The sequence below is a fragment of the Cytobacillus firmus NBRC 15306 genome (genome assembly GCF_001591465.1).
Classification (GTDB): Bacteria; Bacillota; Bacilli; order Bacillales; family Cytobacillaceae; genus Cytobacillus; species Cytobacillus firmus.
This window is the reverse complement of the sequence record NZ_BCUY01000039.1, coordinates 20517-37187: the sequence shown is the minus strand read 5'-3', so window position 1 is coordinate 37187 and position 16671 is coordinate 20517. Positions and strand designations below refer to the sequence as shown.

General features: G+C 45.3%; 18 protein-coding genes. 16 read left to right on the top strand and 2 right to left on the bottom strand.

What is annotated here, in order from left to right:
- Positions 1-120: 120 nt before the first annotated feature.
- Both BFI01S_RS12410 and BFI01S_RS12405 read left to right on the top strand, forming a co-directional pair.
- A complete protein-coding gene (locus BFI01S_RS12410) occupies positions 121-741 on the top strand; it encodes a thymidine kinase (protein WP_035327985.1) in 621 nt (206 codons plus the stop codon).
- A 391-nt stretch (positions 742-1132) separates the two neighbouring features.
- Positions 1133-1573 (top strand): hypothetical protein, encoded by a 441-nt coding sequence (locus BFI01S_RS12405; protein ID WP_061792900.1) that lies wholly within the window; start codon positions 1133-1135, stop codon positions 1571-1573.
- Positions 1574-1599: 26 nt separating this feature from the next.
- On the opposite strand, the gene BFI01S_RS12400 is transcribed toward BFI01S_RS12405, so the two are convergent.
- Entirely contained in the window at positions 1600-2562 is a 963-nt protein-coding gene (locus BFI01S_RS12400) for a DMT family transporter (RefSeq protein ID WP_061792899.1), read from the bottom strand.
- Between the two features lie 11 nt (positions 2563-2573).
- Positions 2574-3227 (bottom strand): GntR family transcriptional regulator, encoded by a 654-nt coding sequence (locus tag BFI01S_RS12395; RefSeq protein WP_061792902.1) that lies wholly within the window; start codon positions 3225-3227, stop codon positions 2574-2576.
- 205 nt (positions 3228-3432) lie between these two features.
- On the opposite strand from BFI01S_RS12395, the gene prfA reads away from it, so the two are divergent.
- The 14 genes from prfA to wecB all read left to right on the top strand — a co-directional run bounded on the left by prfA (position 3433) and on the right by wecB (position 16275).
- Positions 3433-4506 (top strand): peptide chain release factor 1, encoded by a 1074-nt coding sequence (gene prfA, locus BFI01S_RS12390; protein ID WP_061792898.1) that lies wholly within the window; start codon positions 3433-3435, stop codon positions 4504-4506.
- A 7-nt stretch (positions 4507-4513) separates the two neighbouring features.
- A complete protein-coding gene (gene prmC / locus BFI01S_RS12385; protein ID WP_061792897.1) occupies positions 4514-5368 on the top strand; it encodes a peptide chain release factor N(5)-glutamine methyltransferase in 855 nt (284 codons plus the stop codon).
- A gap of 116 nt (positions 5369-5484) precedes the next feature.
- The gene (gene spoIIR, locus BFI01S_RS12380; protein ID WP_235831174.1) at positions 5485-6159 is read left to right on the top strand and encodes a stage II sporulation protein R; all 675 of its coding nucleotides are present in this window, start codon (positions 5485-5487) and stop codon (positions 6157-6159) included.
- Between the two features lie 517 nt (positions 6160-6676).
- On the top strand, positions 6677-6937 hold the full coding sequence (locus BFI01S_RS12375; protein ID WP_061792895.1) for a KGG domain-containing protein: 261 nt from the start codon (positions 6677-6679) through the stop codon (positions 6935-6937).
- Positions 6938-7120: 183 nt separating this feature from the next.
- On the top strand, positions 7121-7567 hold the full coding sequence (locus BFI01S_RS12370) for a GNAT family N-acetyltransferase (protein ID WP_061792894.1): 447 nt from the start codon (positions 7121-7123) through the stop codon (positions 7565-7567).
- A gap of 177 nt (positions 7568-7744) precedes the next feature.
- Positions 7745-8788 (top strand): L-threonylcarbamoyladenylate synthase, encoded by a 1044-nt coding sequence (locus BFI01S_RS12365; protein WP_061792893.1) that lies wholly within the window; start codon positions 7745-7747, stop codon positions 8786-8788.
- Positions 8789-8901: 113 nt separating this feature from the next.
- Entirely contained in the window at positions 8902-9453 is a 552-nt protein-coding gene (locus BFI01S_RS12360) for a manganese efflux pump MntP (protein WP_035327968.1), read from the top strand.
- A gap of 212 nt (positions 9454-9665) precedes the next feature.
- Positions 9666-10106, top strand: coding sequence for a low molecular weight protein arginine phosphatase (locus BFI01S_RS12355; protein ID WP_061792892.1), 441 nt, complete (start codon positions 9666-9668; stop codon positions 10104-10106).
- Positions 10107-10122: 16 nt separating this feature from the next.
- A complete protein-coding gene (locus BFI01S_RS12350) occupies positions 10123-11418 on the top strand; it encodes a methyl-accepting chemotaxis protein (RefSeq protein ID WP_061792891.1) in 1296 nt (431 codons plus the stop codon).
- 102 nt (positions 11419-11520) lie between these two features.
- Positions 11521-11961, top strand: a complete 441-nt coding sequence (rpiB, locus tag BFI01S_RS12345) for a ribose 5-phosphate isomerase B (protein ID WP_035327960.1) — start codon at positions 11521-11523, stop codon at positions 11959-11961.
- A 21-nt stretch (positions 11962-11982) separates the two neighbouring features.
- Positions 11983-12549, top strand: a complete 567-nt coding sequence (locus tag BFI01S_RS12340; protein WP_082804520.1) for a TIGR01440 family protein — start codon at positions 11983-11985, stop codon at positions 12547-12549.
- 485 nt (positions 12550-13034) lie between these two features.
- Positions 13035-14276 carry a serine hydroxymethyltransferase gene (gene glyA, locus BFI01S_RS12335; protein WP_061792889.1) on the top strand — a complete coding sequence of 414 codons (1242 nt, stop codon included), beginning with the start codon at positions 13035-13037 and terminating at the stop codon, positions 14274-14276.
- A 154-nt stretch (positions 14277-14430) separates the two neighbouring features.
- Entirely contained in the window at positions 14431-15060 is a 630-nt protein-coding gene (upp, locus tag BFI01S_RS12330; RefSeq protein ID WP_035327952.1) for a uracil phosphoribosyltransferase, read from the top strand.
- 63 nt (positions 15061-15123) lie between these two features.
- Positions 15124-16275, top strand: coding sequence for a non-hydrolyzing UDP-N-acetylglucosamine 2-epimerase (gene wecB, locus BFI01S_RS12325; RefSeq protein WP_061792888.1), 1152 nt, complete (start codon positions 15124-15126; stop codon positions 16273-16275).
- Positions 16276-16671: the final 396 nt, after the last annotated feature.

Genomic DNA, 16671 nt, shown 5'->3' with positions numbered 1-16671 from the left:
CTTGGCTTGTGACCTCGAGGGGGTAGGCGCTGAAGCTGGACAGTTATCACGTAAAAAATTTTATATTTTGTTATTAAACAAGCCATTCTATTAGTTAGAACGAGGAAGGAGAGGCCGTTCATGTACGTTATGAATCATCACGGATGGGTGGAAGTCATTTGCGGCAGCATGTTCTCCGGCAAATCAGAAGAACTGATTCGCCGTGTGCGCAGAGCTCAGTTCGCCAAACAGCAAATCGCTGTATTCAAACCGCAGATTGATAACCGATATAGTGATGAAGCTGTCGTTTCACATAATGGAACTTCGGTCATAGCTAAACCCCTGACCCAGTCTACCGATATTTTTAAATACATTACACCTGAAACTGATTTGATTGCTATCGATGAAGTGCAATTTTTTGATGATGAAATTGTCAAAGTCATTCAGCACCTGGCTGACAGCGGACATCGTGTCATCGCTGCCGGACTTGACCAGGATTTCCGAGGGGAGCCGTTTGGCCAAATGCCTGCCATCATGGCGATAGCAGAATTGGTAACAAAGCTTCAAGCCGTCTGTGCCGTCTGCGGATCACCTGCAAGCCGCACACAGCGCCTGATCAATGGAAATCCAGCTTCATATGATGACCCGGTTATTTTAGTTGGCGCCTCAGAAGCATATGAACCGCGCTGCCGCCATCACCATGAAGTCCCCAAATCACCCAATGTTTTAGAAAAACAGAAGACAACCGAGTTTTTATCATAAATTCATACTTAACGATCTCTCTGCCCTGGTGTGTTCCGGGCAGTTTTTTTATTTTGCCGAGTAGAATTGGCCGACATGAAGAGTTCATGAAGCCGAAAAGCAGAAGATCCGCGAAAAATCCGTGAGTGAGTCCAAACTTGGGTCAACTTCAGACACAAAAAGCAAAAATCCGGGAGACTGAGTCCGAACTTGAGTTAACTTCAGACACAAAAATCGAAAATCCGGGAGTCAGAGTCCGAATCTGAATCAACTTCAAGATACAAACTAAGACAAATGGCCGCCATGTCTTCAGCCAAATCAAACATCAATGCCTTCCCGCCCCAGCTCTGCCTTATTTTGGACCGCACATTCCTCCCTCTAGCGGACATGCTATAAAAAGGAGGTGGAAGAAATGAAGAAGCTGAGTATATTCCTTCTGATGCTCGCATTTATGGCTGGCTGTGCCAACAATAAAGCAACTGAAAGTGAGTATGACCATGAGAGCCGGGATGGCGTATCATTCATCAATAATGATTTGGACCGCACGGAGGACAATGATACAATGGACCGGACGATGAGCGGAGACCAAAATCCGAACTTTATCAATTTTGACGGCAAGCGCCTGGATAACCAGGATGATATCGACCATGCCCGCAAGGTGATTGCTGCACATGAAGGATTTCGGCCTGGAGCTGTCTGGGTTAATGGAGAAGATATGTGGGTGACAGCTTATCGGCGAGGCAATATGACCCATCAGGAAAAAATTGATGCTCAAGCCCAACTGCACAAAATGCTGATCAAGGCTCTTCCCCGTTATCATATTGAAGTAAAGGTTCAGGAAGACCGCACGTAAAATGCCCTGCTTACCAGGGCATTTTTTTACGCAGCTTTTCTTTTCAACAAGACTTTGTTCGAGGTCACATAACTGTGCAGCACCATACCAATAATCACAAGGGCCATCCCTGTCAAAGAAATTCCGGATGGCAGCGGGCTTGCCAGCAGCACCACTTCCCCAAGAACAGCGAAAAGGACCTCGAGAGATTGTGTTGCTTCCACCGCTCCCAGCTTTTGCATATTGCCCCTGACAAGGTCGGTGGCTGCAAAGAAAAGAACTGTAGCAAATACGCCGGAAAAAAGGGCGACTAATCCGGACTGAGTGACCTGGCTGAAACTGGGCACTCCGTTTGTTGCCAGGGCGGCTGCTGATAGAATGAACCAAAATGGAAGACTGGCAATTGTCATCCCAAGCACACGCTGGTAGGCATCCAGCCGATTTTCGCACACATCCATCATTTTGCGGTTGCCTAACGGATAGGCAAAGGATGCGATAACCAGAGGTATGATTACAAGCATCGTATCGCGAAATGAAATGGAGGAGGCATGCTCGACTTGCATCACAGCAACTCCAAGAAGGATAATCAGACTCATCATCAAACCTCGAATGGGGATTTTTCCTCTAACCCTCGCAGTTCCATTTCCATTTTGAAAGGCAACAAAAAACAGCGGTGCAAGCAGGGAGCCGGAGATAATCGTAATCTGCCAGGTGCCGGCAATCAGCCAGCCGGGACCATAGGCCGCTGCAAAACATAACGGAGCATAAAATAAACCGAAGCCAATAAAGCTCCATAACAGCCATTGCCCCGGAGCTTTTTTCATCTCAGTAAATAATGAACGTAAATTTCCTCTGAATATCACAATGGCACCCAAGAGGGGAATCATGAAAAAATAGCGGAGCGATGCACTCCATAGCCAGCTCCCGCCATCCATTTCCATTGCCCGGTTCAAAACAAAGGTAAAAGCAAAGAAGAAGGCGGAGCAAACACCTAATAGAATAGCTTTCATACGAGTTCACCTCATTTCCCTGTTAAAAGCCCGCCAAGGCTCAGCCAGTTTTCCTCCACCAGTCTGGATGCCAGCTGCTCCTGGCCCTGCCTGCTCGCTTCTATAATCCTCATGTGCTGCTCAACAGATTTCAGCCCATTCAATGATCCAAATTGAGCAATCTCCAGACGCTGAATTTTGGGCATAATCCTCTTTAATGCAGAGATAATTTCGGGATTATTTGCAGCAGAAAGATAAACCTCGTGGAAGGTTTCATCTGCTTGTACTGCACTAAGAATATCCTGTTTTTTCATGGCCGCCTCCAGCTTTTTATTGGCTGCCTCAAGTCTTTCAAAATCACTTGGCATTAAGCGGGGAACGCCAAGCCTTGCACCTAAAGCATGCAGGGAAGCTGCCACAGGAAAGGTGTGGCTGGCACCCTCTTCATTTAGAGGTGTGACTCGGGTTGATGAACCGGGCGTCGATACAACGAGCCCCTCATCCTCAAGCCGCTTTAAGGCTTCCCGGACAGGAGTGCGGCTGATCCCAAAGTCTTCTGCAAGCTCCTTGTCATGAAGGCGCGAACCCGGTTCAAAAACAAGCTGGATAATATTTTTCTTAAGTGTTTCGTAAACTTCATCTCTAAGGGACAAACGTTTGATAGGTGTAATGTTTTTATTTTTCATAAAACCAATATATCGGATATCGCAATATCCCGCAATGATTTTTCTGAAAATTCCTGGAGAAAAGAAAGCCATGAATCGTTTTGACTGTAACTATCAGCTATACTATAATTAGAATGTTAAGCTGTTACGGATTTAAAATAAAATTAACTATACCCCGCCGGGAAATATCCCGCGGTTATTGGATAAAAAATTGAGGTGAATGGCTGTGTTTGATCGTCTTCAATCTGTCGAGGACCGTTATGAAAGATTAAATGAGCTTTTGAGCGATCCGGAAATTGTCAATGATCCGAAAAAGCTTCGCGAATATTCAAAAGAACAGTCCGGTATTCAGGAAACTGTTGACACATACCGCGAATATAAAGAAGTGAAAGAGCAGTATCAGGATGCGCGTGCCATGCTTGAAGAGAAGCTGGATGCAGAAATGCGCGAAATGGTAAAAGAAGAACTGGCTGAGCTTGAGGAAAGAAAAGAGGACCTGGAAGCACGATTGAAAATCCTTCTTATTCCAAAAGACCCGAATGATGATAAAAATGTTATTATGGAAATCCGCGGTGCAGCCGGCGGTGATGAAGCTGCCTTATTTGCAGGTGACCTATACCGCATGTACAGCCGCTTTGCCGAGACGCAGGGCTGGAAGATCGATGTCATTGAAGCCAGCTCTACGGGTGTAGGCGGCTATAAGGAAATCATCTTCATGATCAACGGAAATGGCGCATATTCCAAGCTTAAGTTTGAAAATGGCGCACACCGTGTTCAGCGCGTACCGGAGACCGAATCCGGCGGGCGCATTCACACTTCAACGGCAACGGTTGCGGTTCTTCCGGAAGCAGAAGAGGTGGAAATCGAAATTCATGAAAAAGATATCCGTGTGGATACCTTTGCTTCAAGCGGACCTGGAGGACAGAGTGTTAATACGACGATGTCAGCTGTTCGTCTGACTCACTTGCCGACAGGGACGGTTGTATCCTGCCAGGATGAAAAGTCACAAATCAAAAATAAAGAAAAAGCGATGAAGGTTCTTCGTGCCCGTGTTTATGATAAGTTCCAGCAGGAAGCACAGGCGGAATATGACCAGCAGCGTAAATCAGCAGTTGGTACCGGAGACCGCTCTGAGCGTATACGTACGTACAACTTCCCGCAAAACCGTGTAACCGATCACCGCATCGGCTTAACGATCCAAAAGCTTGATCAGATCCTTCAAGGAAAACTTGATGAGGTTATTGACGCGCTTATCGTGGAAGAGCAATCTGCCAAGCTGGACAGTGCATCCAATGAGTAATTCAACGATGAAAGTATATGAAGCCCTCAACTGGGCTTCTTCTTTTTTAAAGACGTCAAATCGTGATGAGAATGCTGGTGAGCTGCTATTGCAGCATTTTATGAAGATGAGCAGGGCAAGCTTTCTGGCTAATCTGCGTGAAAAACTGAATCCGGAAATCCTGTCTGAATTCCAAAGAGCTGTGCAGGCACACGCAGCGGGCCAGCCTGTTCAGTATATTATCGGATCTGAAGAGTTTTACGGCCGCACCTTCCAGGTGAATGAAGATGTCCTTATTCCAAGGCCGGAAACAGAAGAACTGGTTTATAACGCTCTGCAGAAAATGAACAAGCTGTTTGGCACTGTAAATGGGCTTGAATTAGCGGACATCGGCACCGGGAGCGGAGCGATTGCTGTTACGATGAAGCTCGAGAAACCGGAATTAACGGTCACGGCCACAGATATCTATGGGCCGACCCTTGAGCTTGCTGAAAAAAATGCAGAACAGAATGGCGCGAAAATCGAATTTTTCCAAGGAGACCTTCTCCAGCCCCTCATCTCAAAAGGAAAGAAATTTGATATCATTCTATCAAACCCTCCGTATATACCGGAAAGGGATATCGAGTGGATGTCAGATGTAGTCACCAAGCACGAGCCGCATCGTGCCCTCTTTGCAGGGGAAGATGGACTGGATCTATACAAGCGCTTTATGGCAGAGCTGCCAGCTGTCATCAAAGACCGTGCCCTCATCGGTTTCGAGGTAGGAGTCGGCCAAAGTGCAGCAGTTTCTGCACTACTGCAAAAGACTTTTCCACAGGCCAATATCGAAACCATCTACGATATAAACGGCAAAGACCGGATGGTTTTTGCGGAGATCGGGTGACAGGCACCACCCGAATTTTGTCGAATAATAGAAACTAGAAAAATATTAATTTTAATAGTTTAAGAATCTGCCATCCTGTCCACACTGTGGATAGTGAAGGGATGGTGCCGGAAATGATGAACACAAAAACGATTGTGAAATTATATGTACTGATTTTATCCTTAGGAACCATTTTAAGTTTATATATACCGCAGACAGAAGTGACAGCTGATGAACCGATGGTAATACCAAATGAGGCCATCAGGCTGCGCATTCTGGCCAATAGCGATAATGAAGAAGACCAGGCGATTAAAAGAAAAGTAAGGGACGCAGTAAATGCAGAAATCACAGAGTGGGTGGCAGAGCTGACTTCTATCGAAGATGCCCGCGAACTGATCCAGTCCAGATTGCCTGAGATTCAGAAGATTGCCGAACAAGTAGTAGCTGAAGAAGGATCGAACCAGAGTGTAAATGCCGACTTTGGAAAAGTCAGTTTCCCGACGAAATTATACGGACAATTCTTGTATCCTGCAGGCGAATACGAAGCAATCTTAATCACTCTTGGCGAAGGACAAGGCGCCAACTGGTGGTGCGTGCTATTCCCTCCTCTATGCTTCCTTGACTTCTCAAACGGAGTAGCGGTAAGCGAAGGATTTGAAGAAGGAGAAAAGAAGGGAGTAGTACAAGCAGAAGAAGTCGCGGCTGACACAGACTCCGCAAAAGAAACCCCTCCGGTTTATACAGAGGAAGATGAAGAACCAGTAGAAGTAAAATTCTTCTTAGTGGAAATTTGGGAGAAAATCTTTGGTTAAGCCTTGCTGCAGAGCAGGGTTTTTCTTTTTGTGGCAGGTCCACAGTCAGCTTCGGACAGTGGGAGCGGGAAAAGTGGATATAGAGTCTGAACCCGGCTCAACTTCAGACAGAGCAGGCGGGAAACCTGGAATTTGAGTCCGAACCTGTGTCAACTTCAGACACAAAAGGGGGAAAAGCGCTCGTAGAGTCCGAACCTGTGTCAACTTCAGACACAAAAGGGGGAAAAAGCAACCGTAGAGTCTGAATCAGGTCTAACTTCAGACAGAAGGAGCAGGAAAAGTGACCCCAGAGTCTGAACCAGAGCCAACTTTACACACATAAGCGAGAAAAAGCACCCGAAGAGTCCAAACCCCGACCCCAAACCCATCGCTTTTTAGAATCATTTTAAAAATTGGAAATCAAATTACAATTAAGACAAGCATATAACATCTTTCTTTCATGCGTTTGATTCTCCCAAAAACGGATATTTAAAGGAGTGTAGCAACAAAACACAAACAAAAAAGGAGATGAAAGATTATGGCTAAAAACAACAATAATAACAACGATAAAATGTCTCGTGAGGAACGGGGACGCATGGGCGGAGAAGCAACAAGCCGCAACCATGATAAGGAATTCTATCAGGAAATCGGCTCCAAAGGCGGAGAAGCAACAGCTGAAAATCATGACAAGGAATTCTACCAGGAAATTGGACGTAAAGGCGGAGAAGCAACAAGTGAAAATCATGACCGCGATTTCTATGAAGAAATCGGCCGAAAAGGCGGCAACTCGAACGACTAAACCTGCCGCAGAAAATATGCATATGATAGTAATATAAACACGGCAGCCGCATCAGACAGCTGCCGTGTTTTATGTTTAAATCATAGTGTTTCGTCAAGGTGCTTCCTCTTTTCTGAAAATCTAGTTCTACTTTTTCTATTTTTTCATATTCATAGAGTAACAATAAGAAAATGGGGTGAAGAAATGGAAACAGGTGTAGTGAGATGTGCTCATGCTTCAGATGTGGAGAATCTGGCATCATTTCTGGAATCGGCAAACTTAAGTACGGACGGGATAAAGGAAGCAATTGAATATTTTTTAATTATGGAGAATGATTCGGGGGATATTAAGGCTACCCTGGGAATTGAACCCCATGGAAAGGTCGGTCTTTTGAGATCGCTTGTGATGACATCCACAGCAACTGAAAAAGATTTATTTATTTTGTTTGAACAAATATTAATGCTGGCCAGGGATCGGGGCATGGAGGCACTGTATCTCGCATCGAATAAACGAAATTCACTTGCCTTTTTCAGCCTGCTGGGTTTCAAAGAGGAAGAAACAGCACACTTGCCGGAAGTATTATTCATGTCAGAGCATGTTAAACACATCCTGACTGTGGATAACTCTTTCTTTTTGAAATTATCCATGTGAATTGTGGGTATCTTGCCAAAGTTATACACAAATCGGTCTTATTTATACACAATTTGTGGATAAGACTTGAGTTATCCAGCTTCTTCTACTATACTTTCCAAAGGAATGTTCAAAAAAAATGTCGAAAACATAGGAATTTTGACAGCAAAAAAACATTTTTTATGAAGGTGGATAACAATGATTACAAAAAGATGGTCGGTGGATAACAGTGTGGATAAAGAAGATAGTTATTCACAGTGTTCACAGGCTGCCGATCTGCTGAAAAATAATGAAGTGGTCGCTTTTCCAACAGAAACCGTATATGGATTAGGCGGGAATGCGAAAAATGATGAAGCGGTCAAAAAAATATTCGAGGCAAAAGGACGTCCGAGTGATAATCCACTGATTATCCACATTGCTGATAAAGCTCAGCTGAACGCTTTTTTAACGGAAATTCCTCAAAAGGCGCAGACGCTGATGGAACAATTTTGGCCGGGACCGCTTACGCTCATTTTTAATCTAAAGGAAGGTGTTCTTTCCCATTATGCAACGGCTGGTTTATCCACAGTGGCTGTGAGAATGCCGGATCATCCGGTGGCCCTGGAGCTGCTGAAGAAAACAGGGCTGCCCATTGCGGCTCCAAGTGCGAACCGGTCAGGACGGCCAAGTCCGACAACGGCTGACCATGTCTGGGAAGACCTGAATGGAAGAATTGCCGGATTAGTGGATGGAGGTCCGACTGGTGTTGGTGTGGAATCAACCGTTGTGGATTGTACGGCTGAAGTGCCTGTGATCTTAAGGCCGGGCGGCATTACAAGAGAACAGCTGGAAGAGGTTGTCGGAGAGGTCAGCGTAGACCCGGCATTAGCGGATGAAAGCCAGGCGCCGAAATCTCCGGGCATGAAGTACCGTCACTATGCGCCGGATGCACCTCTTTATTTAGTAGAAGGAACAAGAGAGGATATCCAGCAATTTGTTGAGGATAAGAAGCAGGAAGGTCTTTCAGTTGGCGTTCTGACGACAGTGGAAAACCGGGAATTCTATCATGCTGACTATGTGTATGCCTGCGGGCAGCGGGAAAAGCTTGAGACCGTGGCAAGCTCCCTCTATGAAGCGTTAAGATATTTCAATACAACAGATGCTGATGTTATTTTCTGTGAGATGTTTCCGGGGGAAGGCGTCGGGCATGCCATCATGAACCGCCTGATGAAAGCGGCTGGACACAGGGTCATTAGCAGATAATAAAGAAACCGTTTCGTCATGAAGCGGTTTTTTGTTTTGTAAAAGAGGAAGGGCATTCTAAATCCGCCTGGACGTGCATATGCTGAATTAGCAAGTCCAAGGGAGGCGGAAAAATGTCTGCGATGATCGGGGAAATTTTAACACTGGCTTTAATGGCATTCGCATTGGGAATGGATGCCTTTTCAGTAGGTCTTGGCATGGGGATGTACAAACTCCGCCTCAGACAAATAGCTAAAATCGGCATCACCATTGGGCTTTTCCATGTCTGGATGCCTTTATTGGGAATGATAGCAGGCAGATTCCTTTCAAATACATTTGGAGCCATTGCCGGATATGCTGGCGGGGGGCTGCTCCTTTTATTAGGCGTGCAGATGATTTGGTCAAGCTTCAGGGATGAGGAAGACAGCTTAATTACGCCAGTGGGCATAGGGCTGCTGATTTTTGCACTGAGCGTCAGCCTTGATAGTTTTTCAGTCGGCCTAAGCCTCGGAATCTACGGAGCTAAAACATTCCTGGTACTCGTCTTCTTCGGAGCCGGTGCCACTATCCTAACATGGGCAGGCCTCCTCACCGGCAGAAAAGTCCAAAGCTGGATCGGCTCCTACAGCGAAGCTCTCGGTGGTGCCATCCTCCTGGCTTTTGGGGTAAAGCTTTTAATAGGGTGACAGGCACCGCCCGAATTTTGTCGAATACCGAGTAGGGAATGCTACCGGTGTTTAAATGTTAATATTTTGTGAAAAATGAAAGGGTGCGTGCTGCCCTTTTTCTTTTTTTGCATGGGAGCTATAGGTGTTATAGGAAAATTGTCTTATAATGTAAGAAAAGTATGGATAAAGTTTTTTGAGGTTAAACCGATATAAAAGAAGGGAGAGTTTCTATGGCAAATGTATTATTTGTTTGTACGGGAAATACGTGCAGAAGCCCGATGGCAGAAGCCATTTTAAAAAGCAGATCGATTCCCGGTGTGGAAGTGAAGTCGGCTGGCGTATTTGCGGCAGATGGGAGTGAGGCGTCCGCGAATACGAAAAGTGTGCTGGAGGAGAACGGAATTTCGCTTCAGCATCAATCATCCAGTATGAGTGAAAATTTAATAGATTGGGCGACCTATATTTTAACGATGACAGCCGGCCACAAAAATACGATTCTGTCCATGTTTCCTGGTGCCGAGGGCAAAACCTTCACATTAAAAGAGTTTGCCGGAGCAGCGGGAGATATTATTGATCCATATGGGGGGCCGGTTGAGATATATAGAAGTACATTTAAAGATCTGAATGAAGCGATTGAACAAATTTTGGATCGCGTCAAGAGAGAAGATTAATCAGGGGGACAACATAATGGGGGAGAAAAAGGGCTATAAATTCGACCTTAGGAAAAAGCTCGTATTATTCATCACATCGCTGGCCATCATTACATACACAACAAGTGCTGTATTTCTTTACTTTTTATTTCCAAGCATTGAAGAAGTGCTTCCATTTGGAGAGGCTGTTTTTACTATTTTAACCTTAGGAATGGGGATTTTCTGGTCAGGTGTTCTTGCTTTTTTTGCTGCAGGCTTTATTATCAAACCATTGCAGAAACTTGAAAAAACGGCTCTTATGGCTGCCAATGGGGATATAGGCCAGGACGCAGAGCTTTCCAAGTCGGATGATGAGATCCGTTCATTAGGCATTGCATTCAATCATATGCTTTTCAATTTAAGAGATATGGTTCAAAAAATTGACGAGAACTTCAAAGAAACGAATGAAAAAGTCATCGCGATGTCCTCCGAGTCCTCGGCAGCTGCAGAGCAGGCAGACTCGATTGCCAGAACCATCAGCGAGATTTCCCAGGGAGCAGATAGTTCTGCCGTGTCCATTCAGTCAACAGCTGAATCCATGGAAGATGTCCTGCGCATTGCCCAGGAAGTCCAGGATACAGCAAAAGCATCACAAAATGTTTCCGGTGAAATGGTTCAGGACCTGATGGAATCAAAGAAGGTGATCCATTCACTTATTTCCGGCATAGAAAAACTGGCCCAGGATAATGAGGAATCACTTCAGACAGTAAAGCGTCTTGAGCAAAATGCCGTAAAGGTAGAGCAGATTATACAGCTGGTCGGTGACATTGCAGCCCAGACGAATCTTCTTGCTTTAAATGCTTCCATTGAAGCAGCCCGAGCGGGTGACCATGGCAAAGGATTTGCCGTAGTCGCTGAAGAAGTGCGGAAGCTTGCAGATGAGAGTGCTAAGGCGGTCCAGGGCATCTCGGAGCTGATACAGAACATACAGGAAGAGGTCCGCAATGTTGTCACGCAAATCTCATATCAGGTGGAGACTGCTAATAATGAAGTGAAAAAAGGCACGAAAACAAATGAAGTGATTGAGGAAATGGCGAAAGTGGTCAATGAAATGGCTGCTTCAGTGTCTGCCATTTCAGGACTGGTGGATTCCCAGATGGAAGGCATTCAGCATACATCTACCCAATCTCAGGAAGTAGCAGCCATTGCGGAAGAAACATCAGCAGGCGCACAGGAGGTTTCAGCTGCCACCCAGCACCAGACTGCGGTCATCGGCAATGTGGAAAAGCTCGCCATCGAGCTAAAAGAACAGGCAGAAAAATTAAATAGCACCATAACGAAATTTAAATTATAAGGGAGCCCAAAATGTGGCTCCCTTTCTTTATATTTTCAAGGTTTTGTGTCAAAATAAAAGCATAATGTCAAAATAAAGCGCTTCAAACTGGAGGGTTTCATTATGAAAATTGCAATCGCATCAGATCATGGCGGACTTAATCTCCGCGAAGAAATCAAAAACCTAATGGATGAAATGGGCATTGAATATGAAGATTTCGGCTGTGAATGCGAAACTTCGGTAGATTATCCGGATTATGCATTGCCTGTTGCCGAAAAGGTAGCGGGCGGTGAATTCGATAAAGGCATTCTGATCTGCGGAACTGGGATCGGCATGAGCATCTCTGCCAACAAAGTAAAGGGAATCCGCTGTGCACTTGTGCATGATGTATTCAGTGCAAAAGCAACCCGTGAACATAATGACAGCAACATCCTCGCTATGGGTGAACGAGTGATAGGACCAGGCCTGGCTCGTGAAATTGCAAAAGTATGGCTTTCAACAGATTTTGAAGGCGGCCGCCATGAAAACCGTGTCGGAAAGATTACTGCTTACGAAACGAAGTAAACTTTCGAAAGGGTGAGCTTTTTGATCGATCAATGGAAAAAAGAATTTGATGCAATCATACGTGAATTCAGCGAACAAGTTCCTTTAAGTGAGAAGCATCTTCTTGCAGTGGGCTGCAGCACAAGTGAAGTCGCCGGGAAACGAATAGGCACAGCCGGAACGGAACGAGTGGCTGAAATGATTTTTGAGCGTCTGGACAAGCTCCGCCAGGACACAGGGGCTGCTCTGGCTTTTCAATGCTGCGAACATTTGAACAGGGCATTAGTTGTTGAACGGGCTGTTGCCGAGGCAAGAAATCTGGATGAAGTAGCTGTCATTCCTCACCGCACGGCCGGCGGCGCGATGGCGACATACGCCTATGAACACTTCAAAGATCCTGTCATGGTCGAGTTTATCAAGGCAGATGCCGGCATTGATATCGGCGACACACTGATCGGCATGCACCTGAAGCATGTCGCTGTTCCAATCAGGACCTCCCAAAAATCAGTCGGCGAGGCCCACGTCACCCTGGCTAAAACAAGGCCGAAACTCATCGGCGGGGTCCGGGCGATCTATGAACGGAACGCTGAGAATGAATCCTGCAGATGATTTAATATTAATTTGCTGCCCCAATCACCTGGTGATTGGGGCTTTAATAATTTATCCTGGTTGGATTCTGATTTTTTTAGTTTCATCTACTGGCCGCCATTCGGACAGAAAAAGGGGGAAACCAGTCGGATGAGTCCGAACTTGGATTAACTTTGGACAGAGAAAGCAGAAATCGGGGATCCAGAGTCAGAAGTTTGGCCAACTTCGGACAGAGAAAGCAGAAATCTGGGGTTCAGAGTCCGAACCGAGCACAACTTCGGACAGAAAAAAGCAAATTCCCGTAAATAGAGTCCGAACCCTCCACGCCATTAGGATGGTGACAGGTACCCATACCAATCTGCCAAACTGGTATAGGTGCCTGTCACTTTTTCAGAAAACGTGCTAAAATAAAAAAGAATTTTCACAAAAAGATCGATACATAGAAATGGAAAGCCCATAGAGGCTTGCCATCATTAAAAGTGTGTTGGAGAAAAGGGAGGATTCTTATGAAGCATTTAGCACAGCAGGATGAGCAGGTTTTCAAGTCGATTCAGGAAGAATTAGGACGTCAGAGAACAAAGATTGAATTAATCGCTTCTGAAAACTTTGTCAGTGAAGCGGTAATGGAAGCACAGGGTTCTGTTTTAACAAACAAGTATGCAGAAGGCTATCCGGGCCGCCGCTATTATGGCGGTTGTGAGCATGTGGACGTAGTCGAAGATTTAGCCCGTGACCGTGCGAAAGAAATTTTCGGTGCAGAGCATGTTAACGTTCAGCCGCATTCAGGTGCACAGGCAAACATGGCCGTATACTTCACTGTTTTAGAGCAGGGAGATACTGTTCTTGGTATGAATCTATCCCATGGCGGACATTTAACTCATGGCAGCCCTGTTAACTTCAGCGGCGTGCAGTACAATTTCGTCGAATATGGCGTGGATAAAGAAACACACCGCATCGACTATGAAGATGTTCTTGAAAAAGCCCGCACGTCTAAGCCGAAATTAATTGTAGCGGGCGCAAGTGCCTATCCGCGTGAAATTGACTTCAAGCGTTTCCGTGAAATTGCCGATGAAGTCGGTGCCATGCTGATGGTTGATATGGCTCATATTGCAGGCCTTGTAGCTGCTGGGCTTCATCAGAATCCGGTTCCGTTCGCGGACTTTGTTACAACTACTACTCATAAGACATTGCGCGGACCGCGCGGCGGCATGATTCTCTGCAAAGAAGAATACGCGAAGAAAATTGATAAATCCATTTTCCCTGGAATCCAAGGCGGTCCTTTAATGCACGTCATTGCGGCAAAAGCGGTTGCTTTCGGCGAAGCACTTCAGGATGATTTCAAAACCTATGCAGGCAATATCATTTCGAATGCCAAAAAGCTTGCTGAAGCATTGCAGGCTGAAGGAATTGATCTTGTATCACAGGGTACAGACAACCATTTGCTGCTGGTTGATCTCCGCTCCCTTGGCCTAACAGGGAAAGTAGCTGAGAAGGTCCTTGATGAGGTCGGCATTACAGTCAACAAAAACACCATTCCTTTCGATCCGGAAAGCCCATTTGTCACAAGCGGCATCCGCATCGGTACAGCGGCTGTTACATCCCGCGGATTTGGCGAAAAAGAAATGCAGGATATTGCATCCATCATTGCCTTCACACTAAAAAATCATGAAGATGAAGGGAAGCTTCAGGAAGCGGCGCAACGCGTAGAAGCCTTAACAGGCAGCTTCACTTTATATCCTGAATATTAATCAATCAGCCGGTCTCAGCTTGAGGCCGGTTTTTCTATGTAATAATGACTTTTCTTTTACAGATACGAATCATAGTTGCCGATGGAATTGTTTTTCTGTAAAATTAGACGAAGTGTGGTTCGACTAATCTGCATAATGAAAAGGAGAGATACTCATGGCAAAGGTTTACGTTTTTGATCATCCATTAATTCAGCATAAGCTTACATACATTCGTGAAAAGAGTACGGGAACAAAGGAATTCCGCGAGCTTGTCGATGAAGTGGCAACACTGATGGCATTCGAGATTACGCGGGACATGCCTTTAGAAGAAATCACAATTGATACACCAGTCAGCACGATGAAGTCCAATGTACTTGCAGGTAAGAAGATAGGGATTATCCCAATTCTGCGCGCGGGAATTGGAATGGTTGACGGCATCCTTAAGCTGATTCCAGCTGCAAAAGTGGGTCATATCGGTTTGTACCGGGACCCGGAAACCCTGCAGCCAGTTGAATACTATGTGAAGCTTCCGAGTGATGTTGAAGAAAGAGATTTCATCGTAGTTGACCCTATGCTTGCAACGGGCGGCTCTGCGGTTGAAGCCATCCATTCTCTTAAAAAGCGCGGAGGCAAAAACATTAAATTCATGTGCCTGATTGCAGCTCCTGAAGGCGTAGAAGCTGTGAAAGAAGCTCACCCTGACGTTGATATCTACATTGCAGCATTAGACGAAAAACTGAACGAAAAAGGCTATATCGTCCCTGGTTTGGGCGATGCAGGCGACCGTTTATTCGGAACGAAATAAAATCATCAGCAGCGAACAGACAAAAAGATTGAAAATATCTTTTAAAAAAGGAAGGTGCTCGAAATGGATCGTCCGATTAAAGTAATGACAATTTTCGGGACAAGGCCGGAAGCCATTAAAATGGCCCCTCTTGTTCTTGAACTTCAAAAACACCCTGAGCATTTTGAATCGATTGTGACTGTGACGGCACAGCATCGCGAAATGCTTGATCAGGTATTAAATATTTTTAAGGTCACACCCGATTATGACCTGAATATCATGAAAGACCGCCAGACACTGGTGGATGTAACTACACGCGGACTTGAGGGCCTTGATAAGATCATGAAGGAAGTAAAGCCGGATATCGTGCTTGTTCACGGTGATACCACTACAACATTTATCGCAAGCCTAGCCGCATTCTATAACCAGATTGTCGTCGGTCATGTGGAAGCGGGACTGCGCACATGGAATAAATACTCTCCATTCCCTGAGGAAATGAACCGCCAGCTTACAGGTGTCATGGCTGATCTGCATTTCTCGCCAACATCGAAGTCAGCTGAAAACCTCTTAAATGAGAATAAAAAGAACGACAGTATTTTCATCACCGGAAACACGGCAATTGATGCACTTAAAACAACTGTTAAAGACACATACCACCATGAAGTCCTTGAGAAAATCGGCGATGACCGCCTTGTGCTTCTGACTGCACACCGCCGTGAAAACCTGGGCGAGCCGATGCGCAACATGTTCAAGGCTATTAAAAGACTGGTGGAAGAACAGAAAGATATGCAAGTCGTATATCCCGTTCATATGAACCCTGCTGTACGGGAGATTGCATCTGAAATCCTTGGCAGCGATAGCCGCATTCACCTGATTGAGCCGCTTGACGTCATAGATTTCCATAACTTTGCTTCAAGAGCTCATCTGATTCTGACCGATTCAGGCGGAGTTCAGGAAGAAGCGCCATCACTTGGTGTGCCTGTCCTTGTTCTGCGTGATACAACGGAAAGGCCTGAAGGAATTGAAGCAGGAACCCTTAAGCTTGCCGGCATTGAGGAACAGCCAATTTACGAACTGGCAACAGAGCTTCTGACTGATGGGGCAGCTTATGAAAGAATGGCTAAAGCTGTAAACCCATATGGAGACGGAAATGCTTCCAGGAGAATTTGTGATGCTATCCGCTACCATTTTAAACAGACGAATGATCGTCCGGAAGAATATAAACCGCAAAACTAATAGAAATGCACCTCTCTTAAGTTGAGGTGCATTTTTCTGTTCTATTTTCAAAAGGGGAGGGGAGAAGCGGGCATCATTACTTGAAAAACAACATGGTTGATATGTTGGTGGTTGAGTGGTTGAAGTTGAACAGAGAAATCTATTTTATTTTTATGTTAAAAGTCTCTTTCCCCGTAAAGCTGGAAAAGTTATGATAGAGTATAGAAGAAACAGAAAGCAGGTACGAACAGAAATAGTAAGCGGTTAACAGGTTGATGGTTGGATGGTTGTTTGCAAAATGTTGATATATCCACGTTTCCAAAGAGTTTAGAGTGATCAAATGACATACTCATGGTTAAAGAAATAGCGGCAGAAATGACATCATTAACCGTAGAAAATGACCATGGTGGTTTTGTT

What these genes read in the sequence shown, in the direction of transcription:
- BFI01S_RS12350 (WP_061792891.1), top strand. Translation starts at nt 10,123, where the DNA reads ATGGGGGAGAAAAAGGGCTATAAATTCGACCTTAGGAAAAAGCTCGTA.
- BFI01S_RS12360 (WP_035327968.1), top strand. Translation starts at nt 8,902, where the DNA reads ATGTCTGCGATGATCGGGGAAATTTTAACACTGGCTTTAATGGCATTC.
- BFI01S_RS12400 (WP_061792899.1), bottom strand. Translation starts at nt 2,562, where the DNA reads ATGAAAGCTATTCTATTAGGTGTTTGCTCCGCCTTCTTCTTTGCTTTT.
- spoIIR (WP_235831174.1), top strand. Translation starts at nt 5,485, where the DNA reads ATGAACACAAAAACGATTGTGAAATTATATGTACTGATTTTATCCTTA.
- glyA (WP_061792889.1), top strand. Translation starts at nt 13,035, where the DNA reads ATGAAGCATTTAGCACAGCAGGATGAGCAGGTTTTCAAGTCGATTCAG.
- rpiB (WP_035327960.1), top strand. Translation starts at nt 11,521, where the DNA reads ATGAAAATTGCAATCGCATCAGATCATGGCGGACTTAATCTCCGCGAA.
- BFI01S_RS12405 (WP_061792900.1), top strand. Translation starts at nt 1,133, where the DNA reads ATGAAGAAGCTGAGTATATTCCTTCTGATGCTCGCATTTATGGCTGGC.
- prmC (WP_061792897.1), top strand. Translation starts at nt 4,514, where the DNA reads ATGAAAGTATATGAAGCCCTCAACTGGGCTTCTTCTTTTTTAAAGACG.
- BFI01S_RS12395 (WP_061792902.1), bottom strand. Translation starts at nt 3,227, where the DNA reads ATGAAAAATAAAAACATTACACCTATCAAACGTTTGTCCCTTAGAGAT.
- BFI01S_RS12375 (WP_061792895.1), top strand. Translation starts at nt 6,677, where the DNA reads ATGGCTAAAAACAACAATAATAACAACGATAAAATGTCTCGTGAGGAA.
- wecB (WP_061792888.1), top strand. Translation starts at nt 15,124, where the DNA reads ATGGATCGTCCGATTAAAGTAATGACAATTTTCGGGACAAGGCCGGAA.
- BFI01S_RS12365 (WP_061792893.1), top strand. Translation starts at nt 7,745, where the DNA reads ATGATTACAAAAAGATGGTCGGTGGATAACAGTGTGGATAAAGAAGAT.
- BFI01S_RS12410 (WP_035327985.1), top strand. Translation starts at nt 121, where the DNA reads ATGTACGTTATGAATCATCACGGATGGGTGGAAGTCATTTGCGGCAGC.
- upp (WP_035327952.1), top strand. Translation starts at nt 14,431, where the DNA reads ATGGCAAAGGTTTACGTTTTTGATCATCCATTAATTCAGCATAAGCTT.
- BFI01S_RS12355 (WP_061792892.1), top strand. Translation starts at nt 9,666, where the DNA reads ATGGCAAATGTATTATTTGTTTGTACGGGAAATACGTGCAGAAGCCCG.
- BFI01S_RS12370 (WP_061792894.1), top strand. Translation starts at nt 7,121, where the DNA reads ATGGAAACAGGTGTAGTGAGATGTGCTCATGCTTCAGATGTGGAGAAT.